Here is a 25,118-nt window from a genome sequence, read left to right as displayed (position 1 = left end):
GTCGTCGGCCTGCCGGGCCGCGTGCGCCGCGTCCAGCAGCAGCAGCGACGCCGCCGGGTCCAGCAGCGACGAGGTGGCCCGCCACAGAGCCCCCCACCCCCCCCGGGCCCACGACGGTTCAGGCCGGGGAATCCGTGCTGGGCCTCATCACGGGGCCGAGGAGAAGAGGACGCTACGGAACGGGAGTTCCTTCTCGTGGCCGGGTGCCACCAGGGTGCCGCCGGCCACGCAGTCGCGCTCGGTGTACAGCACCGCGTATCTGTCGGTGGCGTTCTCCTCGGCCACCGCTTCGTCCAGCAGCAGGTTGTGGCACACGCCCGACTTCGGGTCGGAGAGCGTGTGGACGGTCCCGTTGCGCAGAACGTAGGTGAACGTGCCTTGGGCGGCGTTCGCCGGTGTTGCCGACGCCAGGGACAGCGTCGTCCCCAGCACTGCTGCCGAAACCCACGCTCCGGCCATGCGACGAACCGGCATGAGAATCTCCACTCTTTCAGGGGTCTCGGAGAGGACGGCCGTCCCCCGAGCCTCTCCGAAGTCCCCGCTGCAGAGCGTCGCAAAACCGGCTGAACGCGTGAACCAGGACGGTCGCTCGGCCGTTCAGCGGTTCACCGCCCGCATCCCGTCCTCGTCGTAGCGTTCGCCCGCCACCTCGGGCAACTCGGCGTCGATGCGGGCGAGGTCCCCGTCGGTCAGCTCGACGTCGACCGCACCCGCGTTCTGCTCCAGGTAGGTGCGGCGCTTGGTGCCCGGGATCGGCACGAGGTGCTCGCCGCGGGCCAGTACCCAGGCGATCGCCAGCTGGGCCGGGGTGATGCCCTTCTCCGCGGCGATCTCCTTCACCTTGTCCGCGAGCCGGAGGTTGGCCGCCAGATTGGCCTCGGTGAAACGCGGGTTGGTGCGGCGGAAGTCGCCCTGGTCCAGCTCGTCCGGGGAGCTGAAGCGGCCCGCGAGGAAGCCGCGGCCCAGCGGGGAGTACGGCACGAAGCCGATTCCGAGTTCCCGGCAGGTGGGAAGCACCTCGGCTTCCACGTCCCGCGTCCAGAGCGAGTACTCGCTCTGGACGGCGGTGACCGGGTGGACGGCGTGGGCGCGGCGGATGGTCTCCGCGCTCGCCTCGCTCAGCCCGATGTACCGCACCTTGCCCTCGGCGACCAGTTCGCCGAGGGCGCCGACGGTCTCCTCGATGGGCACGGTCGGGTCGACCCGGTGCTGGTAGTACAGGTCGATGCGGTCGGTGCCGAGCCGTTCGAGCGAGCCGTGGACGGAGCCGCGGACGTGCTCGGCCGAGCCGTCCTGGCGGCCCACCGTCGACATGTCGCCCGGAACCGCTTTGTCCATCCGGTAGTTGAACTTCGTGGCGATCACGTACTCGTCACGGTGCCCCCGGACGGCCTCGCCGACCAGGGACTCGTTGGTGAGCGGTCCGTAGACCTGCGCCGTGTCGAGGAAGGTGATGCCGAGGTCCAGGGCGCGCCGGATGGTCGCGACGCCCTCGTCCTGGTCGGCCGTGCCGTAGAAGGCGGACATCCCCATGCAGCCGAGGCCGATGGCCGACACCTGGAGGTCCCGCAGACTGCGCTGTTGCATGTGACGTGCCAGCCCTTCGTCTCGTCCGTCCCGTGGCCCGACGCGCTTCCGAACGCCCCGGTCCTGGCGACCGGCCGGGCCCCGTGTCCTCGGAGAGGACCCTACGGCGCCGAGGCCGCCCGGAGGCGGACCGGCACGGCGGGGTGCGGGCCAGACGGCGGGGTGCGGGCCAGACGTCGGGGTGCGGGCCAGACGTCGGCGCTGCCCGTCGGCCGGTGGCAGGCAGCAAGCCCGGCACGGATGTCGCTTCGTCTCCGACGCGACCGCGTTCTCCACGACCGCCGTACCGCTCGGCGTTCCCGCCGGCATCGCCGCGCGCCCCTCCCCCTGTCTTTCACACTGGCCGCCGAACCTCCTCCGGCGGAACCCGCCGGGGGTCGGGAGTCGGCAAACGGTTCACCGCCAGGCCCCACGCCCGGGCGGCGAACCGTTTCCTCACAGATCACGCTAGGTGCGGTCGAACGTCCGTCCGCCCGCCCTGGCGCATCCTTGACGCGGACGGCAGCCGTCTTGACGCGGCCTTGGCGCCACCGGTCAGGGCTGGTGGCAGTACCCGATGGCCTAACCGGGGCCCGCCGCGACGGCCCGGCGGAGGCCGAAGACGAAGGTCGTGCCGCCGCCCGGGGTGCTCTCGACGGTCAGCTCGCCGCCCATCGCCTCGGTGAAGCCCTTGGCGACGGTCAGTCCGAGGCCGACGCCGGCGACCCGCCCGCCGGCGCCGCGGCGGCTGCGGTGGAACGGCTCGAAGAGGTGCTCGCGTTGCCGGTCGCCGATGCCGGGGCCGTGGTCGACCACCCGCACGTCCACCCGGTCCGCCACGGCGCCCGCGTCCACCCGTACCGGGGTGCCGAACGGTGACCAGGTCTGGGCGTTGGCCAGGACGTTCGCCAGCGCCCGCTCCAGCAGGCCCGCGTCGGCCTCCACCGGCGGCAGGCCCTCCGGGAGGTCGAGGACCACCGGGGCACCCGCGAGCGGGAGGCTGCCGACCGCGGCGACCAGGACGTCCGCCACGTCGGTCGGCCAGAGGGTCACCGGCACCCGACCGGCCTGCAGGCGGCTCAGGTCGAGCAGGTTGGCGACCATGCGGTTCAACCGGTCCGCCTCGGCGTCGATGATCGCCGAGAAGCGGCGGACGTCCTCCGGCGGCCAGTCGACGTCGTCGGAGCACAGGCTCGACGCCGACGCCTTGATCCCCGCCAGCGGCTCACGCAGGTCGTGGGCCACGGCCTCCAGCAGAGTGGTGTGCAGGGCGTCGGTGCGGGCGATCGCCTGTGCCGACGCCGCTTGCGCGGTCACCCGCTGCAGCTCCCGGAGCAGGCGCAGCTGGGTCACGAAGGGGCCGAGCAGGCGGGTGTTCTCCTCGCTCAGGGTCGGGCCGGCCAGCACCAGGACGGTGTCCGGGTCCAGCTCGGCCGCGAACGCCGCGTCCTGCGGCCGACCCGGCAGCGGCCCGCCGGCGGTCGCGTCCGGGCGCCAGCCCGTGCCGTCGCGTGCCAGGATGCCCGCCGCGAACAGGCCGAACGCCAGCCGCAGCCCCTCCAGCAGCTCGGGCAGCGCGCGTTCCCCGTCCTGCACCGACTCCCCCGCCAGCCGGGCGAGCGCCTGCGCCTCCGCGCGGGCGCGGGTCGCCTGCTGGGAGCGGCGGGCCAGCCCGTCGATCAGGTGGCTGATGATCCCGGCGACCACCAGGAACACCGCCAGGACCCCGGCATCAGCCGCCCGCTCGACCACCAGGCTGTGCCAGGGCGTCGTGAAGAACCAGTCCGCCGCCAGCGCCGAGGCCACGGTGGTGGCCGCAGCCGGTGCGAGCCCTCCCAGACGGGCGACCCCGGCCACCACCAGCAGCAGGCACAGCAGCGCACCGGACGGGCCGAGCGAGACCCGGAGCGGCGACAGCGCGCTCGCCACCGCCACCGCACCGAGCGGTCCGAGCAGCCACCCGAACCGGCGCCGCCGGGCGGTGACGAAGGCGGGCCGGCGTGGCCGCGGCCCGCGCGGCAGCGCCAGCAGGTCCGGCCCGGGCGGCGGCAGCACCCGGACGTCGATCGGACCGGCCAGCCGGATCACCCGGTTGATCACCGAACCGCTGACCAGCTCCCGCAGCCGCGAGCGGCTGGTCGGCCCGAGCAGGATCTGGGTGGCGCTCTCCGTCCGGGCGAAGTCGACCAGGGCTCCCGCCACGTCGTCGCCGGTGATCTCGACATAGGTGCCGTGCAGCTCGCGCAGCAGCACCCGTTGGCCCGCCAGGGCGGGCGGCTCCCGCTGGAGGGTCCCGTCGTCCGCGCGGACGTGCACGCCGATCAGGACACCGTGCACCCGGGTGGCCGTCCGCGCGCCCCGCCGGATCAGGTGCTCGCCCTGCGGCGCACCGTTCAGCGCCACCACGATGCGCTCCTTGGTCTCCCACGGCGCCCGGATGCCGTGCCGGGCCCGGTAGTCGGCGAGCTCCTCCTCCACCCGGTCGGCCAGCCAGAGCAGCGCCAGCTCGCGCAGCGCGCCGAGGTTCCCGGCCCGGAAGTAGTTGTCCAGCGCCACGTCGACCTGGTCGGCCGCGTAGACGTCGCCCTGCGCCATCCGGGTGCGCAGTGCCTCGGGGCTGAGGTCCACCAGCTCGATCCGGTCGGCGGCCCGGACGACCTCGTCCGGGATCTTCTCCCGCTGGACGATGCCGGTGATCTGCTCGACCACGTCGTTCAGGCTCTCCAGGTGCTGGATGTTCAGCGTCGTCGCCACGTCGATCCCGGCGTCCAGGAGATCCTGCACGTCCTGCCAGCGCTTGGGGTTGCGGCTGCCCGGGACGTTCGTGTGCGCCAGCTCGTCCACCAGCGCGAGCGCGGGCCGGCGGGCGAGCAGGGCGTCGAGGTCGAGCTCGGTCAGCTCGATCCCCCGGTACGGCACGCGGCGGCGCGGGACCACCGGCAGGTCGGCCAGTTGCTCCTCCGTCCCCCGGCGGCCGTAGGTCTCGACGAGGCCGACCACCACGTCCAGCCCGCCGTCGCGCAGCCGGCGGCCCTCGGCGAGCATGGCGTAGGTCTTCCCGACCCCCGGCGCCGCTCCCAGGTACACCCGCAGCTTCCCGGTCACCGCCGAACCCACCGCCGCCGAAGAATCCACCGCCGAACCCACCGCCACCGCCGAACCCACCGCCTCCGCCGAACCCACCGCCGCCGAACTCACCGCCTCACCGGCCGAGCACCTCCGCAGCTCCATGGTCCCCCGGTGTGGGCGCAGCGCGCGGCCGCAGCGGCGGACGGACGAACGGGAGGTGCGGGCGTAGAAGCCGGCCCGGGCCTTTGAGGGTGCGCTTCCGGTCCTCCCCTGCTGTATCCGAGCCGGAACCCACCGGTCTCGCCGCCTGGCACAATCGTGCGATCACGAAGGCGCGGTCATGAACGCCCGGCGGGCCGGGAAGGACTGACGCCGGGGCGGCAGCACGGGGGCACGGGCTGCAGGGAGAGGGGAGGGCTCCGTGGCGTTCACCGCGGTGCACGGAGATCGGGGCCGACTGGACGCGACGCGGGACGACCTCGGCTGCGGGTGGGCGTGGACCGCGGTACACCGCGCGAGACCGCGCGTGCCGCTCGCGTGCCCGGAGTGCGGACACGGTCTCCACGCGAAGGTCTCGCCGACCGGGCTGCGGTTCTTCGCCCACGACCGCGGAGCACCCACCTGCGCGCTGGCACAGGAGAGCATGGAGCACCACCTCGTGAAGCTGCAGCTCGCACACGCCGCACGGGCCGCCGGCTGGTACGCCGACCTCGAAGTCCGCGCTCCGGACGGCACGTGGCGGGCGGACGTCATGGTCTCCTCCCCCGACGGCGCCCACCGCATGGCGTGGGAGGCGCAGCTCTCCCCGATCACCCGCGGCGAGGTCCGCGAGCGCACCGACCGGTACGCCGCCGACGGCATCGATGCCTGCTGGGTGACGCTGTCCGCCCGAACGTGGGTCGGCGCCGTCCCGTCCATCGTCGTCTCGACGCCCCGGCCCGGCGCCGCCGACCAGTGGACCGCGGGCACCGGACTGAGCCGGTTCACCGTCACCCCGTGCCGGAAGAAGTGCCGATGCCCGCACGGCCACGGCGAATGGAAGACCGTCACCGCCCCGCTGGACGACTTCGTCGCCTGGGTCCTCGGCCGCCGCGTCATCCCCCACCGGGTGCCCGCCGGCGAGGACGACCACCGGGTGCTGTGGACCGCGCCGCGCTACGTCGAGCAGGCGGCCGCGCACGCCGACGCCGACCAGCGCCACCGGACCAAGCGCAAGGAACGAGACCAGCAGCGCCGGCGCGAACGGCACGCCGGCCAGGTGGTGGGGAAGGACTGGCGGACCGCCATGCCACTCGGACGCAGATGGCGGCTGGAAGCCGCAGCCGCCCGATGGACGGAGGAGGACAGCGGACGACCCGCCCGGCTCGCCCACGAACAGATCACCGACGACCGCTGGGCGGGCGGCCTGCCCATCCACGTCTCCGGCCACCCCTACGCCGTGCTGCTCCCCTCGGCCGGCCACGCCGACTGGAGCGCGCTCGCCGGCCTGGTCATCCTCACCGTCGGCGACGCGGAGCGCCGACGGACCGTCGAACACGCACCCGCCCTCACCCGCGTCGTCGACCTGGCGGCCTGGCACTGACGTCCACACGCCCGGCGGGTGGTTGGTGCGAGGTCAGTCCGGCGCGCCGGGCAGCAGCACCAGGCTCTCGACGTCGTGCGGGTCGGTGCGCGCGGCCAGGACGACGACCTCCTGGGTCCGACTGCGGTTGATCGGCTGGTGGGGCACGCTGGGCGGGATGTAGACGAAGTCGCCCGGACCCGCGACGGTGACCTCCGCCAGCCGCTCGCCGTGCCGGACTTCGATCTCCCCGCTGACGACGTAGATCGCGGTCTCGTGGTCCGCGTGGAGGTGCGCCTGCTCCGTCGTCAGCGGCGGAATCACCAGGCGGCTCAGGCAGAGCCCGCGCGAGCCCACGCGTTCCCGGGTGATGCCGCGTTCCGCACGGCCTCCCTGCGGGGCCGTCACCGCCGCCGGGGTCGGCAGGACCACGAGTGCATCGCTGGTCCGCTGCTCGACGGGTGACGCGGGCAGGGAATCGATGGTTGTCATGAACCCTCCAGCATTTGTTCCGAAGCCGCGACGCTACGAGGCCGCCGAGGCCGCCGAGCGGAGATCATCCACCGGTGACCGGATCGCGATCACGGCTGACCGATCTCGGCGCCTTGACAGCCTGCGAGGCCGCCGGTCGGCGAAAACCCCTTGCACCCCCCGGTCAGCGGGTGAGTACGTGGCCGTCGTGGGGGCGGTGGTCGCGGGAGCGCCGCAAGTCGGTGGTGACGTAGGTCCGTTGCAGCCAGCGGTCCGCTCCGTCGTAGCGAGGCCGGAAGGCGGTGCGGCCGTGGACGGTGACGCGGTTGTCGATGACGACCAGGTCGCCGGGTGTCAGGCGCAGGGTGCGGGCGCTGGCCTCGCAGGCGCGCCCGAATTCGGCCAGCGCCGCGGCGGCCCGAGGGGTGAGCGGGGTGGTGACGAGTTGGGCCATGCGGATGTCGGGATCCTCGGCTGCTCCGGACAGCACCGGTCGGGGTTCGGCATCGGGCGTGCCCCCGGCGGTGTCGGGGCCGAAGGAGGGTGGTGGCGTGGTGATGAACTCCGGTGCGAACAGGGCCCGGCGGCCGGCCGGGGTGAGCAGCGGCAGCGCCTCGCGGAGGCCGGCGACGCGCATGCCGGCGATCCGGTCGTGGTCGGCGCGCAGGCACAGGAAGACCACGTAGTCGGGCGGGTGGGGGTGGAAGCCGTTCTCGGTGTGGAAGGACAGCGGCACCGAACCGGCGTTTCCGTGGAAGGTCTCCTGTCCGGGCACGGGCACGACGTCCTGCACGAGGGCGCCGGACTTCTCGGCCAGGTAGGCGAGCGGCTCGCCGAGCCCGCAGGCCACCATCGTGAGCACCGCGGCCGGCACGGTCGCCCGGCGCTGGACCGAGCCGGGTACGGCCGGCGTCGCCGGCAGGGCCGCCCGGTCGACGGGCAGGCCGCCGATCACCAAGGTGCCCTGCGGGCCGGAGTGCCTTCGGAACCGGCGCACCGCGCGGCGCAGTGGTAGCGGGAGGTCCTCCCAGGCGTCCCGGGCCCGTTCCACCCACTCGGGGCTGTCGACCTGGTCGTTCCCGCTGGTGCACACGGTGCGGGCCAGCCGCTCGCACGCGTCGGCATCGGCCGGATCCAGCTCCCAGTCGGCCGCCGCAGCGGGTTGGACGGTGCCGGGCGTCGTCTCGGGCATCAGGGTCTCCTGCCGGGGGTGCGGACGGCGGACGGCGCGGGTTCAGGAGTGGCGCAGGTCGGCCACGGCGCCGGCGATGTAGTGGTCCCCGAACCGGATCAGGGGGGCGTACTGGGCCGCGCGGCGATGGCGCATGAGCCGTAGTTCGGCGACGGCGTTGTCGGGGCCTTCGGGCCGCTGAGCGATGGAGCGCCGCAGATGGACCATCGAGTACGCGAGGGTGACGTGCCGTTCGGCGTCGACGATGTCGGCCTCCAGGAGGGCGCCCCGCGCCTCGGCCAGCTCGGGGGCGCGGGCCACGAGCTGCCCGTAGGAGTCGGGCACCAGCGCGAGCAGATCCTTCATCGCCGCCCGGAACAGCTTGTAGCCGCGGTGCTGGCGCCCGCTCAACGGGACGTCCGTCGACGGAGGCGCCATGGTCCGGCGTATCGCCGCCATGTAGTAGTCGGCCGGGATCGTACTCGCGTGGTTCATGGCCGCCGGGAAGCCGCGCACGTACACCGTCGCATCCGCGAGGCGCAGCAGCGCGCCATCGCCGTCGCCGTCCCGCAGTTGGCGTGCTGCATCGGCCACGGCGACCGCGGCGCAGACGTTGAACAGGACGTGGACCTGATGCCCGATGAGCCACCGGGCGCTCCACGCGCTCTCCAACGACGGCCCCGCACCGGGCTCGGGAGCGGCGATCGGCGGGACGGATTCGGGGTCGTCGCCCGGTGCTGCGCCGGTGAGGTCGAGCACCGACTGCCGCATGCCCGCGAGTTCCAGCGCCAGGTCGGCTCCCGACAGCGGAGCGTCGCACAGGTCTTCCAGGCCGCGGTGGACGACCAGGGTGCCGTGCAGGGCGGCCTGCTGATCCGACAGCTCGACCTCGCGGACCCGGAAGTAGGACTGACTGGTCGACTCCGCCGGGAGGTCCTCACCGGCCGGCACCGGGCCCAGAGCCGACAGCGCGGCCACCAACTCATTTGCAGCCGCGGTGGCCTGCCGTAGCGCGAGGGCCCGCTCGACAGGCCGGCCGTGGGTCGCCACCCCGGCCAGCACGCGCGCGGTCCGCCCCGCCTCGGCGTCAACTCGCGGGCCCAGCACCGGAACTGGCCGTCCGGCTCGGGGTTCGCGGAAGACGGCGACAGCGGGATGCCCGGCGACCGGTGATAAGCCCATGGTTGAAGTACTTTGCCAGGAACACGCCACCCGAAACCCCGACCGGCAGAGCGCGGCCGGCGGCATCCGGCGCGCCTGCGGCCTCATCCGAGGCGGCCCCTGACCGCCCTGCCGCCGGAGTCGTCGGTTCCGTGAACCCCGCCGTACGAGTCAGGTCTCGTGCCACCAAACGGTCAACCGCCGGCGCCACCAGGGGAGGCTCGGCGACCGATGGTGAGTCAACCATGAGGACGCGTACGGATCCGGCAGGGTACGACGCTCGAACTCCGCGTCGAGCCTGGCCACGATCCGGCTCAGTTCACGGCGTGCGGCCGACGGCAGTGCATCGAGCATGGCCTGCAGATCGTCCCGGCTCCCGAACACGTCGTGGCACTCGCAATCCTCCAGCACCACGTAGAGCCATCGGCCAGGCCGGCGCAGGAATTGCTCGTACCGGCCGAGCGCATCGCTCAGGAAGCCGGGCCGGAACCTTTGGGCCTCAAGGCGCCTGACAGCGCCCTGGGCGCCTCGTCGCAAGTCTCGAACCTGACTGAACTCTCGGGACCGGGCCCGGATCCACCGCGTCTGGGCGCGCACGGCGCCGGGCGACTTACGCGGCATCGCCCCTTCGGATCGACGTCATGGCCGCCACCCTGCCACGCCACGGGCAGACCGGCCACCGAATTTCCTCCGGAACGGATGCCCTACCGGAACTCGATCACGGCAACGAGCCACGGATCCACAGGCTTTCGTGCCCGGCCGCGCACCGGCCCCCGCTTCGCCGCCGGGGAGACGGGTGCCCGCGCCGGGCGCTGACCGGCTCCGTGGTGCCGTCCGGTCAGTGGTCGATGAGCCGGTACGGGGTCCCGGTGGTGCCGAACGGGGCGATCAGGCGCTGACAGGTGTCGTCGCCCGGCGCGCCGGGTCCTCCTTCACGGTCTGGGCCGCGGCGCGGTGGGTGCGTTCGATGGCCTGTCCCCAGTAGGTCCCGGCGATCATCAGCACGGCGCCGAGGGCGGCCCAGAGGGTGAGCCGTTCGCCGCCGAGGCCGAACCCGATGGCGACGGCCCAGATCGGTTCGGTTCCCAGCAGCAGGCTCGCCCGGCTGGCGGAGGTGCGCTGCACCGCCTGCGTCTGGGCGAGGAAGGCGAACACGCTGCAGAACAGGGCGAGGTAGACCAGCTGGGTCCAGGTGGTGACACTGCCGTGGGCCAGGTCGGGCAGGTGGCCGAAGGCCGCCGGCAGGAACAGGGCCGAACCGACGACGGTCTGGACGCTCGTCAGGCGGAGCGGGTCCACGGGCCGACCGGCGGTCAGCCGTCCGACGAGCGCGACGTGCCCGGCCCGGACGACCGCGGCGGCGAGCATCAGGGCGTCCCCGAGTCGCGGCACGTGCAGTCCGGTGCTGGAGCTCAGCAGCCCGACGGCCAGGACGCACAGGCCGGCGGCGAGGAAGAACGTCGCGGGCAGGCGGCGGCCCGCACTGCGGTCCATCAGCGGGGTGAGCACGATGGTCAGGCTGATGATCAGTCCGGCATTGGCGGCGCTGGTGTGCGCCACCCCGTAGGTCTCCAGCACGAGGACGGCCGCCTGGGTGACGCCCAGGACGGACCCGGTGCGCACCTCGTCGCGGGTGAAGCGCCGCCCCCGGCGGCCGAAGGCGACCAGGGCGCCGCACGCGAGCGCGGAGATCGCGTACCGGGCGAACAGCACCACCAGGACCGGGAGCGCGGCGGTGGCCGTCTTGGCCGCCAGATAGCTGGAGCCCCAGACGAGTGCGACGAGGAGGAGTACCGCATCGGTGCGGCGGGCAATGGGCATGCCCCTACGCTGCCCGACCAGGGAATTGAAGGCCACCACCAACTTCTTCAACGAACCTGTAGCAGCCCTACACTGTCGGCGTGGATGAGAGACAGCTGCGGGTCCTGCGGGAACTGGGAGAGCTGGGGAGCGTCACCGCGGTCGCCGAGGCGCTGCACGTGACGCCGTCGGCCATCTCGCAACAGCTGAGGCTGCTGCAGCGTTCGATCCCCGTCCCGCTCACCGAACGCGCCGGGCGCCGGGTGGTGCTGACGGACGCCGGGCGGGCCCTGGCGGCGGCGGCCATCGAGGTGGAGAGCGCTCTGGCCAGGGCGCGCCACACCGTCACCGACTTCGTGGAACAACCGGACGGCGAGGTCTCGGTGGCGGCGTTCCACAGCGCCGGGTCGGCGTTCTTCCCGCTCCTGCTACGCGGCCTCGCCGGCGCCGGTCACCCTCGTCTGGCGCTGTCCGACGAGGACGTCGCCCAGGACCGCTTCCCCGCCCTCACCCGTGACCACGACCTCGTGCTCGCTCACCGCCTCGACCACGCCCCGCCCTGGCCGCGCACCGTGATCGCCCACACCTTGCTGCGCGAGCCCCTCGACGTCGCCCTGCCGGCCGGCCACCCGCTGGCCTCCCGGCCGCGACTCTCACCGCAGGACGTGGCCGACCAGCCGTGGATCACGGTCCACGACGGCTTCCCGCTGATGGCCACCATCGAGGCCATCGCCAGCGTCGCGAACCGCCGGCTCGACATCGTCCACCGCATCAACGAATTCGCGGTGGTCGCCGAGGTGGTGGCCGCCGGCGGCGGGCTGGCCCTGATGCCGCGCTGGACCGCCCGCCCGCACCCCGACGTCGTCCTCCGGCCGCTGAGCGGAGTCCAGGCCCGACGGCACGTCGACGTGCTTCACCGGCCCGAGCGCACCGCGCGCAAGGCCGTCCGGACGGTCCTCGCCGAGCTGCACCGGGCCGCCGATACGATCCGGGCCACGAGGCCGCGGCTCCCTGACGGTACAGGTGATCAGTGATTCTCAATGTTCATATCGACGGTCGATGGCGCTACGGCGGGACCCCGGAGGAGAAGTCCCCGGTGATCGACACGGTCGAAGAACCGGAAGTCGACTGGGCCAGCATCCGCTGATTCCCCGCGCAACCGCTCCGGCGACCGATCGGCGGCACCACTCCGGCGGGACGCGGGTCGCGGTGCGCCGGGCGAGGCCGGGCACCGGGCGGACGCCGCAGGAGCCGCCTACCGGCGCGCCCGCGCCGACGCCGCCGAACGCCGGCTTCGGGGCCACTCGACCAGAAGCCAGCCGCGGTGCGGCAGCGGTGCGCCGAACTCGACGAGGCCGTCGGTCACGACCGCCGGGACGGGCTCCGGGGCAGCCAACGGGCGGAGCAGCGTCGCCTCCGCTCCGGTGGGGGTGCCGGGCAGGTGGATGCGGACGTGCGCCGGGTCGGCACTGCCGTTGGCCACGGCGAGGCGCAGACCGTCGGGGGTGCGGGAAAGGTGGGGGATCAGGTGGGGGCCGCCGGTCACCAGCGGCAGGGCCGGGTCCTCGCCCTCCAGGTACCGGACCATCTCGTGCAGCAGTTGCTGCCCGTCGTCGTCGTACGGCAGCAGGTCCACCGCCGTCGCGGCCAAGACGCAGATCCGGCCGCCGAGTTCATTGGTGTGGACGCACCGGCCCGGGCCCCACACCCGTAGGTCCGGGGTCAGGATCTCCGTCCAGGTCTCGGTGTCCGCCGCGGGCCGGAGCCGGGCGAGTGCGGGCTGGCCGTTGACGCTCAGGAACACGTCGCCGTGGCGCTCCAGCGCGTACGGGCCCGGCGCGGACGCCGACTCCCTCCCCACCACCTCCTCGACCGTCACGCCGAGCAGCTTCCCTAACCCCCGCTCGTCGAGGATGCGCGCCGCCGTGCCGTCCAGCAGCAGTCCCCCGCCGAGCATCCGCCGGAGCTCCGCGTCGCCGTACGCCCACGCCACCTGCCCGAACAGCACCCGCACCGGCGCGTCCCCGGCCGTCACGGGGACGCCGTACCGCAGCAGGAAGTCCGCCGCCGGGCCGGGGTCGACGGCCAGGTCGGCGAGGTCCCCGCCGCGGACGGTCCGCACGTGGGCGGCCGCGTCCTGCCGCACCGGCAGCGCCACACCGACGGTGTCCCCCTTCGACGCCACGCGGTCGAGCGCCGGCCGCGACCTGCGCAGCAACTCGGCCACGCGCGGGAAGCGCCCGGCCCGGCCGGACTGCATCGGGTGGACGTTGAGGAACAGCGCGTCCGAGCCCGCGAGTTGGGCGGCGACGAGCTCGGACCACGTCTGGGCGTCGGACTTCGACCACGCGGTGTGCGGCCAGTTCTCGACCTCCGGTTCGCTGCGCACGTGTGCGGGCCGCTGTGCCCGCTGCACCTCCAGCATCCAGACGGAGAAGCTCAGTTCGCGCCCCGGCGCGTCGGAGTAGCGGGCGAAGTGCGGCCGGTGGGAGACGCGTCCGTGGATGGCGAGCGCGTCGAACAGGGCCGGCCAGTCGCGTCCCTCGACGGAGTGGACTCCGGGCTCGGAGCTCATCAGCCCGAGCTGCGTCCGCCCGTCCGACCGTTCGGCGACGGCCTTCGCGATCGCCTCGGCCACTTCCAACTGCGCTTCTCGCCAGACCCGTTGAAGCTGCACACGCCAGGGGTGGGGATCGCCGGGGGCCGTCACCGCGGCGACGGCCTGCTCCCGGGTCACCGTCTCCCCCACCGCCTCCGCCAGCCGGTCGAGCATCAGCGGCTCGAATCCGCCACCCCACCCCAGCGGCGCGTGGTTGTGGTAGCGGAAGTCGTCCTCCAGCCACAGCACCCGGGGTACGAGCTCGGCGAACCGGCCGTAGTGGGCGGTGATCCACGAGCGGAAGCGCGGGCAGGCGAAGGAGGCCTGGGCGGTGGCGACCGTCCCGGTCGGGCCGACCATCGGGGCGAAGCCCAGCCGGCCGACGCGCCCACGGTCGGCGTGCCCGGCCGTCACCCAGGGGTTGAGGCTGACGTCGAGCCCGGCCGCCCGGAGCGCCTCCGAGGCGCTTCGGGCGGTCTCGTACAGCCGGTCCTCGGCGGCACCGGACGGGTGCCCGGCGTGGAACTCCTCGGCCCCGAGCAGCAGGACGACCTCGTCGACCCCCGACTCCCGGCAGAACTCGACCAGTTCGGCGACGTCGGACGCAGCGTGGAGCTGGAACCGCAGGTGGTACCTGGCGGGCACGGCGGGCCTCCTCACTTGGTGCTGCCGGCGGTGAGGCCGGCGCGCCAGAATCGCTGCAGGGACAGGAACAGGACGACCAGCGGGATCGCCGACACCATGGCCGCCGTGACGACGACGTTCAGCGGCGGCGCCCCGGGCCCGATCGCCCGCTGGGACTGCCACCCGACGACGCCGACGGTGACCGGCTGGAGGTGGTCGTCGGCCAGCATCAGCACAGGGAGCAGGTAGTTGGTCCAGATGGCGACGAACTGGAACAGGAACACCGTCACGAGCGCGGGCGACATCACGCGCAGCGCGATGGTGGCGAAGATCCGCAGTTCGCCGGCGCCGTCGATCCGCCCGGCCTCGATGAGCTCGTCCGGTACGGAAGCGGCGGCGTAGATGCGCGCGAGGTAGACCCCGAACGGGCTGACCATGCTGGGCAGCAGCACCGCCCAGTAGCTGTTGACCAGGTGCAGTCGGGAGAACAGCAGGTACAGCGGCACGGCCAGCAGCGGCTGCGGGACGAGCACGGCGGCGAGCACGCCGTTGAACGTCAACTCCCGCCCGCGGAAGCGGTATTTGGCCAGCGCGTAGCCCGCCATGGCGGAGATCAGCGTGCTGACGCCCGCGCCGCCGACGGCGTAGAGGGCGCTGTTGCCGAGCCACTCCCAGTAGATGCCGCCCTGCCGGGTGAACACCTGGTCCAGGTTGTCGAGGAGCGCGAAGTCGCCGAACCAGAAGCCGTTTCCGGAGAACAGCCCGCTGCTGGTCTTCGTCGAGGCGACGAGCAACCACCACACCGGTGCGAGGAAGTACACCGAGGCGAGGAGCAGCACGCCCAACACGATCCAGCGGGAGGCGGGTTGACGCCCGGGGGTGGTGGTCACCGCGCGACCCCCCGGCGCTGGACGAGCTTGAGGAAGCCGAAGGAGAGCGCGAACGCGAGCACCGCGAGGACGACGGACTCGGTGGCCGCGAGGTTGAAGTTGTCGGCGTCCACGGCGTTGTGGGCGGCGTAGATGGGCGTGTAGGTGCTGCTCAGGTTCGGCGCCACGGTGTGCAGGATCGCCGGCTCGTTGTAGAGCTGGGCGGTGCCGATGATGGAGAACACCGTGGTCAGCACGAGCGCCGGCCGGATCATCGGCACCTTGATGCGCCACGCGACGCCGAGGGCCGAGCAGCCGTCCATCAGGGCGGCCTCGCCGATCTCCGGCGGGATGGACTGGAGGGCGGAGTGGAGGATCAGCATGTTGTAGCCGGTCCAGCCCCACGTGAGCATGTTGCCGATGGTGGGGCCCAGCATGCCGTCGGACGTCAGATCGAGGTGCAGGCCGAGGTGGTCGCCCGCGGCGGTGATCGGGCTGAGCCCGGGGGCCACCAGGTAGGACCACATGATCGCGCCGACCACCCCCGGCAGCGCGTACGGCAGGAAGAAGGCCAGCCGGAAGAACCGCTTGAAGGGGGTCGACCGGGCGTCCAGGAGCAGCGCGAGCGCCAGGGCCAGCAGCAGCATCACCGGCACCTGCACGACGCCGATCAGCAGCACCCGCAGCAGCGAGCCGCGGAACGCCGGATCGCCCAGCGCCGTCGCGTAGTTGCCGAGGCCGGCGAACACCTGGGTGGGGGCGGTGAGGCCGAGCCCGGAGCGGTGCATCCGGAAGAGGCTCTGGTGGACGGTGTAGCCGATGGGCGCGAGGTAGAGGGCGGTGAACAGCAGCAGGAAGGGGGCCAGGAACAGCGCCGCCGTCCGGCCGTGGCGACGGGGGCCTCCGGAGCCCCGCTGGGACTTCCGCGCTGCTGTCCGCCCGGCGTGGACGGTCTTCATGGGCGTGCTGCCTCCTCGGGGAGTGACCATGACGGGCCCGCGCCCGTGGGGGTGGCGCGGGGCCGGGTCGACGGGTGGTCAGCCGCCGGCGACGGCGAGGCCCTGCTGCTTCAGGCCGGCCACCGTCCTGCCCTGCACGTCCGCGAGCACGCCGGGCAGGGTCGCGCCGCCGGTGCCCGCCCTGCCGAGCCCGTCGCCGAGGTCGGTGGAGGTCTGGGTCATGGTGGGCCCCCACTGCCAGTCGGTGGCGATGTGCGCGCTCGCGGCCCGGAACACGTCGAAGATCACCTGTCCGCCGAAGAACGGATCGGGCTTGCCGAGTGCGGGGTTGGCGAGCCCGGAGGTCGCGGCCGGGTAGATGCCCGTGACCGTGATCAGGTCGCCCACGCTGCCGGGGTCGGTGCTCATCCAGGTGGCGAACTCGGCCGCCTCCTTGGGGTGGGCGCAGCCCTTGAGGACGGCGGTGGCCGAGCCGCCGTCGTTGCCGTAGGCGGGGTTGGCGGCGTCCCACACGGGCATCGGCGCCACCGCCCACTGACCGGCGCCGCTCTTGACGCTCGCCGCCAGCGTGGGAGCGTTCCACACCGCGTTGACGTCGGACAGGATCTTGCCGTCCGTCAGGTCCGCGTACAGCGACGGGTCGTAACTCGGGTCCGCCTTCAGGAGCTTCCGGTCGAGCAGGTCCTGCCAGTAGCCGGCCACCTTCTTGTTGGCGGCGCTGTCGAGGCTCACCTGCCACTGGTCGTTCCCGGTGCCGAACCACTTGGCGCCCGCCTGCCAGGCGAGACCGGCGTAGTTGTAGGCGTCGTTGCCGAAGTCGCCGAGGTAGACGGTCGGGTCGGCGGCGTGCACCTTGGCGGCGTCGGCCGCGTACTCGTCCCACGTGACCGGGGGCGTCGTGATGCCGTACTCGGCGAACAGGTCCTTGCGGTAGAACAGCGCCATCGGCGCGGTGTCGACGGGGATCCCGTAGGTCTGCCCGCCGATCGTCACCTGCTTCCACGTCCACTCGGCGAACTGGGACTTGGCGTCCCCGGTGTACCTGGAGATGTCGGTGAGGGCGCCCGCGGCGGCGAAGCTCGGCAGGGTCTCGTACCCGACCTGGGCCAGGCACGGCGCGTTGCCCGCCTTGGCCGCCGTGAGCATCTTCGTGTACCCGCCCTTGGAGCCGGACGCGGTCTTGCCGAACGTCACCCGCACGTTCGGGTGGGACGCGTTGAACTTCGCGACCGCCTGGTCGTAGCCCGGGGCCCAGCCCCAGAACTCCAGCTCGACCGTGCCGCCCGCGGCCGCCGATCCCGGCGCGCCGCCGGACGATCCGGAGGAGCAGCCGGCCAGCAGGGTCGACGCGGTGACGGCGGCCAGCGCGGCAACGAGCGTGGTGGTGACGGGACTTGGCTTCACGTGCGCCTCCTCGGTGAGGTACTGAGGGAACCTGGGCACTGCGAATTCGTTCGGTTATTGTTTGAACCAACTCGGGCCGAAGTCAAGGGAGAAGGAGCGAGCGATGGGAGCCGCACACGACGGCGACGGCGTCCGGAACCTGGCGATGGCCGGACCGGCCGTCGCCCGCGACCGCTCCTCCTCCCGCCGCGCCAACCTCGGGCTCGTGCTGCGCCTCCTTCGCGACGACGGCCCCCGCACCCGCACCCGGATCGCCGACGACATCGGCCTGCCGAAGGCGACGGTCTCCAACCTGACGGCCGAACTCCTGGAGGGCGGCCTCATCCGCGAGGGCGGGACCGAGCGCGACCGCACCACCGTCGGCCGCCCGGGCCAGAGCGTCGAGATCGACGGCACCGGCGTCCACGGCATCGGCGCCGAGATCGACGTCGACTACGTCAGCCTCCTCGCCGTCAACCTCAAGGGCGAGGTCACCGCCGAGAAGCGGGTCCCCTTCGACGTCCGCGCCGCGGGCCCCGACGCCGTCCTCGACACCGCCGCCCGGCTGATCGCGCGCGGCGCCGACCGCCTGCGCCGCGCCGGCGGCCGCGTCGTCGGCGTCACCCTCGCCACCCCGGGCACCGTCGACCTCGCCACCGGCACCGTCACGTACGCCTCCAACATCGGCTGGAGCGGCGTCCGGGCGCTCGACGGCCTGCGCCGGCGCCTCGGCCCGACCACCCCCGAACTGCACCTGGAGAACGACGCCAAGCTCGGCGCCCTCGCCGAGTACGTCCCGGCCTCCGCCGCCGGCGTCCGCGACCTCGTGCACGTCACCGGCCAGACCGGCGTCGGCGTCGGCATCATCGCCGGCGGCCAGCTCCTGCGCGGCACCGGCGGCTACGCGGGCGAGGTCGGCCACCTGCGGCTGGTCCCCTCCGAGCAGCCCTGCGCCTGCGGCCGGCGCGGCTGCTGGGAGACGGCCGTCGGCCGCGACGCCCTCCTGCGCCACGCCGCCGACCCCGGCGACATGGTGTGGGACCCGATGATCGACGTCGAGCGCCGCCTCGCCGAACTGCGCGCCCGCGCCCGGGCCGGGGACCCCCGCACGCTCGACGCCCTCCACCGCATCGCCGACGCCCTGGCCCCCGGGATCGCCCTCCTCGTCGACATCCTCAACCCCCGGCTCGTCGTCCTCGGCGGCCATTTCGCCTTCTTCGGCGAACACCTCCTCCCCGGCGTCACCGAGCAGGTCCACGACCTCGTGATGGCCCCGAACGCCGGCGGCTGCGAGATCGTCCTCTCCCGCACCGGCCTGACCGCCACGACCCGCGGCGCCGCGCTGCTCGCGCTCGACGCGGTCTACCGCGACCCGACGCGGGTGATGACCACAGGCTGACGGTTGGTCAGTTCGCCTTCCGCAGGCGCTGGGTGAGGAAGAATGCCGCGCGGTCCAGTGCCTCGTCCGCCTCGTCCAGGACCCCGGCGAAGGCCTGGAACACGTGCGGCGCGTCGGCGGTGACGTCCAGGACGACGTCCACGCCGGCCGCCGCGGCGCGCGCGGCCAGGCGCGTGGAGTCGTCCAGCAGGAGCTCGTTGGCGCCCACCTGGACGAGCATCGGCGGGAAGCCCGTCAGGTCGGCGCAGACGGCCGGGCTGAGCAGCGGCTGGTGCGGGTCGGCCCCGGCGAGGTACATGGCACCGGTGCGGTCGAGGTCCGCGCGGGTGAAGATCGGGTCGGCGTCCTCCTTGGTGACCATGCTGTCGCCGGTACGGGTCGCGTCGACGCCCGGCGACAGCGCCAGGACGGCGGCGGGCAGCGGCAGGCCCGCGTCCCGGGCGGCGAGGCAGGCGGTGACGGCGAGTCCGCCGCCCGCGGAGTCGCCGGCGAACACGATCGACGACGGGTCCTCGCCGCGGTCGAGGAGGTCCCGGTAGGCGCTCAGCGTGTCCTCGATCGCGGCCGGGAACGGGTGTTCCGGGGCGAGCCGGTAGTCCAGCGAGTACGCTCCGACGCCGCTCCTGGCCACGAGGTTGCCGGTCAGCGACAGCGCCGTCCGGGGCGAGCCGTACACCCAGCCGCCGCCGTGGAAGTACAGGATCGTCCCGGCGCGCGGCGCACCGTCCGGCTCGACCCTGAGGGCGGGCCGGCCGCCGAGCGCCGTCTCCGTGGTGCGGATGGTGCCGGGCACGATCATCCCGGCCATCAGCGCCTCGAATCCGGCCCGGATCTCCTCGACCGTCCGGGGACTCTCCGGACGCGGCTGCCGCAGCATCGCGTCGATCCGCGCACGCTGTTCCCTGCTCATGATGGGCTCCCCTCGAAAGTACCTGCCGCTACACTATATGCCGTGGAATCTAAATCGAGGGGCGAGCCGATGGATCTGCCGGAGTTCTTCGCCGATCTGGTCCGGTGCGAGACGCGGCTCTACAACGCGCTCAACGACCGGCTCCGCGCCCGGCACGGCATCGTGACCTCGCAATTCGAGTTCCTGCGGTACCTGCGCGACCACCCCGGAGCCCGCGTGGCGGACCTCGCCACCGGGTTCGCCGTCGGCATCGGGGCGACCAGCAAGGGCGTCGACCGCCTGGAGAAGCAGGGCTGGGTCGCCCGGCGACCGAACCCCTCCGACCGCCGCTCCTCCCTGCTCGCACTGACCGAGGACGGGGCGCAGCTCGTCGACGCGGCCGAGCGGACGTTCACGGCGGGGCTCGCCGAGCTGATCGGCGACACGCTCGACGACGCGTCGGTGACGGCCGCCGCGCAGGCGCTCGCGACGCTGCGCTCGGCGCTCGAACGCCGGCAGATCGGCATGCCCACGGGCTGACCACTGCGCACCGGGCAGGCCGTCGCCAAGCACCTCGGCGTCCTCGGCCGGGTCGGGCTCGTCCACGACACGCCCTCCGGACGCGAGCGCCGCTACCAGGTCGACGAGGCCCAACTCGCCCGCGCCGTAGCCCAGCTGTCGTCGGTCGGCGCCGCCTGGGACGCCCGCCTGCAGCGCATCAAGCGGATCGCCGAGGCGATCCAGCGCAGCCAGGAGAGCTGAGCCCGCACGAGAACCGCATACGAGAGAGAGGTACCCGCCATGGCGGACATCCTGCACCGGATCGGTGTCACGGCGTCCCCGGAGGCCGTCTTCACGGCCCTGACCACGGTCGACGGACTGGCGAGCTGGTGGACCGAGGACACCGACGGCGACGCCGGCCCCGGCGGCGTGGTCCGGTTCCGCTTCGGCCCCGGCGGCTTCGACATGAAGGTCCTGGAGACCGAGCCCGGCCGCCGGGTCCTCTGGGAGGTCATCGACGGCCCCGAGGAGTGGATCGGCACCCGCATCCGCTTCGACCTCAAGCCGGAGGACGACTACACCATCGTGCTGTTCCGGCACGAGGACTGGAGGGAGCCGGTGGAGTTCATGTACCACTGCAGCACCAAGTGGGCCACGTTCCTGATGAGCCTCAAGGCCGAGCTCGAAACCGGTGCGGGCGCGCCCGCTCCGCGCGACGTCAGGATCAGCAACTGGCATTGAACGGCCGCGTCGTGGGGGGGCGGGGCGGGGGGGGGCGCGGGCGGGCCCCCCCCCCCCCCCCCCCCCCCCCCCCCCACGTCACTCGTACCGGCTCCGGAGCCGTCCGACCGGCGGCTCGGCGCGGATCTCGGCCGCCGCGAAGGACACGTGCTTGCCCCGCCCGCCGAGCACGACCCGCCTCCCCGTGAGCGTGGCGCGGGTCGTGGGCCAGCCCGACCACGCGTCCACCTCGAAGTCCGTCGCGCCGAGGCACACCAGCACGAACTCCACCGCATTGTGGCCGCGTTCCCGCCACAGGTCCGCAGCGCCGGCCGGGACGGCGAACGCGGAGAACCGCAACGTGACGGACGCGCCGCGCTCGTCGACGAGGACGGAGTCCAGGCCGTAGTCGCTCAGCAGGGGCGGCGGTGCGCCGAGGACCTCGCGGATCGTCCCGGGGTTCGCCAACTCCGCCGACCAGTCGTGGCCGTCACCCATAGAACACCTTCGCGGTCGTGGGCGGCAGCACGCTGCCGTACAGGCGTCGATCGACCGGGCTCACGAACCACCGCTTCGCCGCGTACGGTTCGGCGCCGCCGGAGCAGTACGCGTTGAGGTGCCCCGCCTTGAGCGCGGCGTGCGCGGTGAAGTCCAGCGAGAACCCCGACCCGCGCACCCCGACCGCCATCCGGCGCTCCCGGTCCCGCAGGTAGCGGCTCAGCTCGACGTCGACCACGGTGCCGCCGGGCAGGCCCCGCATCCGCAGGTCCTCCTCCACCGCCGTGAACTCGACCTGCGCCTCGAACCGGTCGCAGCCCCCGTCCGTCCAGTCCTGCGGAGCGAGGTCGGGAAAGCACGGGAACTCGACCCGCAGGGTCACCCCGGCGCCGCGCGGATTCAGCTGCACCGACCGGAGCACCAGGCCCTCCAGGGGCGGCAGTCCGGTGTACAGCGCGATCAACTGCTCGGAGCCGAACAGCAGCTCCGGCCATGCGTCGGCCGACATGGGTCCGCCCCTCCGGATGCCTCGTTCACCGTCTTGACCTGGGATGATACTGCGCGTCCTACTCGGCCCAGTCCGAGCCCTTGATCACCTCGACGAAGTCACCGCGCTCGAAGCCCGGCACGAAGTGGGCCAGGACGTCCGCCTTCACGTTGCCGAAGGTCGTGCCGGGGCGGTTCCTGATGCCCTCGGTGAACGCGGCGAGGATGCGGTTCTTGAAGTCGGGCCGCGGGTGCGCGGCCACCACGGCGGCGCGCTGCTCGTCGGTCAAGGCGTGGTAACCGATGCCGAGGACGTCCAGTTCCACCCCGCGGGTGACGAGGGCGATCTCCGGCGCCATGTGCAGCGGGATCTCCGGTGTCGTGTGCAGGGCGACGGCCGTCCAGACCCGCTGCGCGAGCTCGCCGGCCACGCCGTGTGCCGTCAGGAAGCGGCGGGCCTCGTCCGCGCCGTCGATCTCGAACCGCCGGTCGGTGCGGGCGAAGCGGTCGGTGAGGCCCAGGTCGTGGAACATCGCCCCCACGTACAGCAGCTCCGGGTCGAACTCCAGGCCCTGCTCGGCACCGCGCAGCGCCCCGAACACGAACACCCGGCGCGAGTGGTCGAACAGCAGCGGCGAGGCCGCCTCGCGCACCAGCTCCGTCGCCTCGCGCGCCAGGGCGCTGTCCGGGATGCGCACTCCTGCGACCGTCTCGTTCGTCATGGCCCTCTCCTTCGGTGGTCCGCTCGTGGACTCCTCCACACTCGCCCGGGGGCGTAGGCTGGCGCCATGTCCGTACAGACACGCACACCTCGGATTCGGACATGACGCGGCAGGTCGCCTTCCTCGTGTTCGACGGGGTCACCCTGCTCGACGTCAGCGGCCCGATGGAGGTGTTCCACCAGGCCGGCCGCTTTGGCCACCCCTACGCGACCACCCTCGTCTCGCCCGACGGCGACACCGTGACCACCGCCAACGGCGTGGCCCTCACCACCACCCCGGCCCCGGACTTCGCCGGGCCCCTGGGGACACTCGTGATCGCCGGAGCCGACCACCTCGCGACCGACGGCCCCGACGAACACCTCCTCGCCACGGCCACGGCCCTCGCCGAGCGGGCGCAGCGGATCGCCTCGGTGTGCAGCGGCGCCTTCGTGCTCGCCGCGCTCGGTCTGCTCGACGGCCGCCGCGCCACCATCCACTGGCGCCACGCCCACGCCCTCGCGCAACGCCACCCCCGGGTCCGGGTCGAACCCGACGCCCTCCACGTCCACGACGGCCGGTTCCACACCAGCGCGGGCATCAGCGCGGGCATCGACCTCGCCCTCGCCCTCGTCGAACACGACCACGGCGCCCAGGTCGCCCGGGACATCGCCCGCGAACTCGTCGTCTTCGTCCAACGCCCGGGCGGCCAGAGCCAGTTCTCCACCGCCCTGGCCACTCCGCCCGCCCGCGGCGACCTCCTGCGCGCCCTCACCGACGCCGTCCTCGCCGACCCGGCCGCCGACCACAGCCTCCCCGCGATGGCCGCCACCGCCGCCGTCAGCACCCGCCACCTCACCCGGCTCTTCCACACCGAACTCCACACCACCCCCGCCCGCTGGGTCGAACGCGTCCGCCTGGACCGCGCACAACAACTCCTCCTCGACGGCCACACCATCACCAACGCCGCCCGCCACAGCGGCTTCGGCAGCGACGAGACCCTCCGCCGCGCCTTCGCCCGCCACCTGGGCACCACACCGAGCGAGTACCGCGCCAGGTTCGGCAGCACCGGCGGTGGGCCGTCATGAGCGCGGCCGACAGTCACGGGTCGCGGCCTCGTGGCCGTCACCGTTGACAGCCCTGGAGCTGAACTACGACCCCGTGAGACCCTCGACGAGGTCGCGATCGTCAGCGAGTGGGCCCGCGTTCGCAGCGGGTCGGGAAGGCACGTCCTTGCGCAGCGCAGTCACCCCCGACGGCACGCCGCCGCGCCGCCCGGCGCTCGTCGTCGTGAGTGGCCCGCCGGGCGCGGGCAAGACGACGCTGGCGCATGCCTTGGCCGATGCGCTCGGGTGGCCGCTGGTGTGCCGTGACGAGATCAAGGAGCGGATGGCCGCGGCCGGCGCCGCTCCCGCCGACGACCTCGACCTGCGGACGTTCGAGACGTTCTTCCGCAGCATCGGCGAGCTCGTGCGGTCGGGGACGAACCTGGTGGCGGAGGCCGCCTTCCAGGACAAGCTGTGGCGACCGGGTCTGACGCCGCTCGTGCCGCTGGCCGACGTCCGCGTCGTGCGCTGCACCGTCGATCCCGAGATCGCTCACACCCGCATCGCCCGTCGGGCCGCCGAGGAGCCCTCACGGGCGGTCCATGCGGACTCCGAGCTCCTGCGCCGCATCGCCGAGGGGCAGCGGCCGATCGCGTCGTGGGTCCCGATCGCGCTCGATGTGCCCTGCCTGGTCGTCGACACCTCGCGCGGCTGGACGCCGCCGCCGGCCCGGATCGTCGAGTTCGCCACGCACGGGACATAGCGGCGCGGGCCCGCCTCGGGATCGCTCCCGGGACGGGCCCGCGCTCAGTCGCTGGTCAGCACCAGGTTCCCCAGCGGTTGGCGAAGGCCTTCCACGCGGCCCTGGTCTTGGGCCCGGCGTCGCCGTCGATGCCGCCGGTGTCGTAGCTCCAGGCGACGAGGAAGCGCTGGAGGCCGCTGATGGTGTTGGGGCCGACCTGGCCGTCGACGGACCCGGCGTTGTATCCGCGGGCGTTGAGGAGGCTCTGCCAGGCCCTCCAGCTGCCGCCGCCGAGCTGGCCGTCGATCGCGCCGGGGTCGAATCCCGCGTCGCGGACGTAGCACTGCACGCTCTGGGCCTCACTGGTGCTGAGGCCGAGGTTGTTGACGGCCTGGATGGTGATGGTCCGGGTGACGGTCTGCTGCGCGGGTGCGGCGGCGGCCGTCGCTGCACCGGCGAGGGTACCGACACCGATGGCGCCGGCGGTGATGATTCCCAGCAGTGCCTTCGCGGTCCGGTTCGATGCCATGCGTGTTTCCCCCAATTCAGGAATCGGAACGACGACGACGCTACCCTCGATCAGTTGTGAATCGACAGTGCCGATTGTGAAGATTTCGATACCCTCTCCGGAAGGGGTCATTCTGCCATCTCCGCAGGTGAAGGCAGTGGAAACCCGGCACCCCTTTGGTGCACACGCGAACCTGTGGCCTCCTCCGCACCCCTGGCTCCATTCACCATATCCATCACCGTGAATCGGCATAACAGGGCGCCGACATCATCTCCTCGCGATCGGCGAACTGCTTTTTGGGCGCACTGTCAACGAATCGGCCTTTAACCTGATTTGACCACGCCTATATGACAAGGCGGCCAGCGCGGGCGCGCGGCCGGCGGCGCCCGCCCGCGCGA

Annotated in this window: 24 protein-coding genes; 7 read left to right on the top strand and 17 right to left on the bottom strand. The window is 73.1% G+C overall.

The annotated features are described in order from the left end of the window. Positions 1–147: 147 nt before the first annotated feature. The 3 genes from ACFV4G_RS25025 to ACFV4G_RS25015 all read right to left on the bottom strand — a co-directional run bounded on the left by ACFV4G_RS25025 (position 148) and on the right by ACFV4G_RS25015 (position 4,797). Complete coding sequence (locus tag ACFV4G_RS25025) at positions 148–474, bottom strand: hypothetical protein (RefSeq protein ID WP_380444004.1); 327 nt, start codon at positions 472–474, stop codon at positions 148–150. A 123-nt stretch (positions 475–597) separates the two neighbouring features. Beyond that, on the bottom strand, positions 598–1,587 hold the full coding sequence (locus ACFV4G_RS25020) for an aldo/keto reductase (RefSeq protein ID WP_380444002.1): 990 nt from the start codon (positions 1,585–1,587) through the stop codon (positions 598–600). A 561-nt stretch (positions 1,588–2,148) separates the two neighbouring features. Beyond that, positions 2,149–4,797: an ATP-binding protein gene (locus tag ACFV4G_RS25015; RefSeq protein WP_380444000.1), complete on the bottom strand. Its 2,649-nt coding sequence runs from the start codon at positions 4,795–4,797 to the stop codon at positions 2,149–2,151. A gap of 259 nt (positions 4,798–5,056) precedes the next feature. Here ACFV4G_RS25015 and ACFV4G_RS25010 point away from each other — a divergent pair, with 259 nt between their 5' ends. Then, complete coding sequence (locus ACFV4G_RS25010; RefSeq protein WP_380443998.1) at positions 5,057–6,217, top strand: competence protein CoiA; 1,161 nt, start codon at positions 5,057–5,059, stop codon at positions 6,215–6,217. 33 nt (positions 6,218–6,250) lie between these two features. Here the strand turns inward: ACFV4G_RS25010 and ACFV4G_RS25005 are convergent, their stop codons facing one another. The 5 genes from ACFV4G_RS25005 to ACFV4G_RS24985 all read right to left on the bottom strand — a co-directional run bounded on the left by ACFV4G_RS25005 (position 6,251) and on the right by ACFV4G_RS24985 (position 10,820). After that, positions 6,251–6,688, bottom strand: a complete 438-nt coding sequence (locus ACFV4G_RS25005; RefSeq protein ID WP_380443996.1) for a cupin domain-containing protein — start codon at positions 6,686–6,688, stop codon at positions 6,251–6,253. A 163-nt stretch (positions 6,689–6,851) separates the two neighbouring features. Then, positions 6,852–7,859, bottom strand: a complete 1,008-nt coding sequence (locus ACFV4G_RS25000; RefSeq protein WP_380443994.1) for a TauD/TfdA family dioxygenase — start codon at positions 7,857–7,859, stop codon at positions 6,852–6,854. 42 nt (positions 7,860–7,901) lie between these two features. Beyond that, positions 7,902–8,816, bottom strand: a complete 915-nt coding sequence (locus ACFV4G_RS24995; RefSeq protein ID WP_380443992.1) for a hypothetical protein — start codon at positions 8,814–8,816, stop codon at positions 7,902–7,904. Positions 8,817–9,170: 354 nt separating this feature from the next. Then, positions 9,171–9,536 carry a hypothetical protein gene (locus ACFV4G_RS24990; RefSeq protein ID WP_380443990.1) on the bottom strand — a complete coding sequence of 122 codons (366 nt, stop codon included), beginning with the start codon at positions 9,534–9,536 and terminating at the stop codon, positions 9,171–9,173. A gap of 351 nt (positions 9,537–9,887) precedes the next feature. Continuing rightward, on the bottom strand, positions 9,888–10,820 hold the full coding sequence (locus ACFV4G_RS24985) for a DMT family transporter (RefSeq protein ID WP_380443988.1): 933 nt from the start codon (positions 10,818–10,820) through the stop codon (positions 9,888–9,890). 80 nt (positions 10,821–10,900) lie between these two features. On the opposite strand from ACFV4G_RS24985, the gene ACFV4G_RS24980 reads away from it, so the two are divergent. Continuing rightward, a complete protein-coding gene (locus tag ACFV4G_RS24980; protein ID WP_380443986.1) occupies positions 10,901–11,833 on the top strand; it encodes a LysR family transcriptional regulator in 933 nt (310 codons plus the stop codon). A 221-nt stretch (positions 11,834–12,054) separates the two neighbouring features. On the opposite strand, the gene ACFV4G_RS24975 is transcribed toward ACFV4G_RS24980, so the two are convergent. The 4 genes from ACFV4G_RS24975 to ACFV4G_RS24960 all read right to left on the bottom strand — a co-directional run bounded on the left by ACFV4G_RS24975 (position 12,055) and on the right by ACFV4G_RS24960 (position 17,254). Beyond that, on the bottom strand, positions 12,055–14,043 hold the full coding sequence (locus ACFV4G_RS24975; protein ID WP_380443984.1) for a hypothetical protein: 1,989 nt from the start codon (positions 14,041–14,043) through the stop codon (positions 12,055–12,057). 11 nt (positions 14,044–14,054) lie between these two features. Further along, complete coding sequence (locus ACFV4G_RS24970) at positions 14,055–14,912, bottom strand: carbohydrate ABC transporter permease (protein WP_380443982.1); 858 nt, start codon at positions 14,910–14,912, stop codon at positions 14,055–14,057. Continuing rightward, positions 14,909–15,850 carry a carbohydrate ABC transporter permease gene (locus tag ACFV4G_RS24965; RefSeq protein WP_380443980.1) on the bottom strand — a complete coding sequence of 314 codons (942 nt, stop codon included), beginning with the start codon at positions 15,848–15,850 and terminating at the stop codon, positions 14,909–14,911. Before ACFV4G_RS24965 ends, ACFV4G_RS24970 begins: the two co-directional genes overlap by 4 nt. A gap of 78 nt (positions 15,851–15,928) precedes the next feature. After that, a complete protein-coding gene (locus ACFV4G_RS24960; RefSeq protein WP_380443978.1) occupies positions 15,929–17,254 on the bottom strand; it encodes an ABC transporter substrate-binding protein in 1,326 nt (441 codons plus the stop codon). Between the two features lie 103 nt (positions 17,255–17,357). On the opposite strand from ACFV4G_RS24960, the gene ACFV4G_RS24955 reads away from it, so the two are divergent. Further along, positions 17,358–18,632 carry an ROK family protein gene (locus tag ACFV4G_RS24955; RefSeq protein ID WP_380443976.1) on the top strand — a complete coding sequence of 425 codons (1,275 nt, stop codon included), beginning with the start codon at positions 17,358–17,360 and terminating at the stop codon, positions 18,630–18,632. Between the two features lie 7 nt (positions 18,633–18,639). On the opposite strand, the gene ACFV4G_RS24950 is transcribed toward ACFV4G_RS24955, so the two are convergent. Beyond that, a complete protein-coding gene (locus ACFV4G_RS24950; protein WP_380443974.1) occupies positions 18,640–19,542 on the bottom strand; it encodes an alpha/beta hydrolase in 903 nt (300 codons plus the stop codon). A gap of 42 nt (positions 19,543–19,584) precedes the next feature. Between ACFV4G_RS24950 and ACFV4G_RS24945 the strand changes: the two genes are divergently transcribed. Next, positions 19,585–20,061, top strand: a complete 477-nt coding sequence (locus tag ACFV4G_RS24945) for a MarR family winged helix-turn-helix transcriptional regulator (protein WP_380443972.1) — start codon at positions 19,585–19,587, stop codon at positions 20,059–20,061. 261 nt (positions 20,062–20,322) lie between these two features. Continuing rightward, positions 20,323–20,763 carry an SRPBCC domain-containing protein gene (locus ACFV4G_RS24940; protein ID WP_380443970.1) on the top strand — a complete coding sequence of 147 codons (441 nt, stop codon included), beginning with the start codon at positions 20,323–20,325 and terminating at the stop codon, positions 20,761–20,763. A 78-nt stretch (positions 20,764–20,841) separates the two neighbouring features. Here ACFV4G_RS24940 and ACFV4G_RS24935 read toward each other — a convergent pair whose 3' ends face one another. From ACFV4G_RS24935 to ACFV4G_RS24925, 3 genes are read right to left on the bottom strand one after another with little or no spacing between them, the layout of a single operon-like run. Next, positions 20,842–21,240, bottom strand: a complete 399-nt coding sequence (locus ACFV4G_RS24935) for an Imm50 family immunity protein (protein WP_380443968.1) — start codon at positions 21,238–21,240, stop codon at positions 20,842–20,844. Then, on the bottom strand, positions 21,233–21,748 hold the full coding sequence (locus tag ACFV4G_RS24930) for an Imm50 family immunity protein (protein ID WP_380443966.1): 516 nt from the start codon (positions 21,746–21,748) through the stop codon (positions 21,233–21,235). The genes ACFV4G_RS24935 and ACFV4G_RS24930 overlap by 8 nt, the downstream gene beginning before the upstream one ends. A gap of 58 nt (positions 21,749–21,806) precedes the next feature. Then, positions 21,807–22,448: an HD domain-containing protein gene (locus ACFV4G_RS24925; protein ID WP_380443964.1), complete on the bottom strand. Its 642-nt coding sequence runs from the start codon at positions 22,446–22,448 to the stop codon at positions 21,807–21,809. A gap of 101 nt (positions 22,449–22,549) precedes the next feature. Between ACFV4G_RS24925 and ACFV4G_RS24920 the strand changes: the two genes are divergently transcribed. Further along, the gene (locus tag ACFV4G_RS24920) at positions 22,550–23,512 is read left to right on the top strand and encodes a GlxA family transcriptional regulator (protein WP_380443962.1); all 963 of its coding nucleotides are present in this window, start codon (positions 22,550–22,552) and stop codon (positions 23,510–23,512) included. A gap of 145 nt (positions 23,513–23,657) precedes the next feature. Continuing rightward, positions 23,658–24,233, top strand: coding sequence for an AAA family ATPase (locus ACFV4G_RS24915; protein WP_380443960.1), 576 nt, complete (start codon positions 23,658–23,660; stop codon positions 24,231–24,233). A gap of 55 nt (positions 24,234–24,288) precedes the next feature. On the opposite strand, the gene ACFV4G_RS24910 is transcribed toward ACFV4G_RS24915, so the two are convergent. Next, complete coding sequence (locus ACFV4G_RS24910; RefSeq protein WP_380443958.1) at positions 24,289–24,741, bottom strand: peptidoglycan-binding protein; 453 nt, start codon at positions 24,739–24,741, stop codon at positions 24,289–24,291. Positions 24,742–25,118: the final 377 nt, after the last annotated feature.

This window comes from Kitasatospora sp. NPDC059747 (assembly GCF_042732955.1).
GTDB lineage: Bacteria > Actinomycetota > Actinomycetes > Streptomycetales > Streptomycetaceae > Kitasatospora.
The sequence above is the reverse complement of the archived record's forward strand: the minus strand, read 5'-3'. Positions and strand labels throughout refer to the sequence as shown.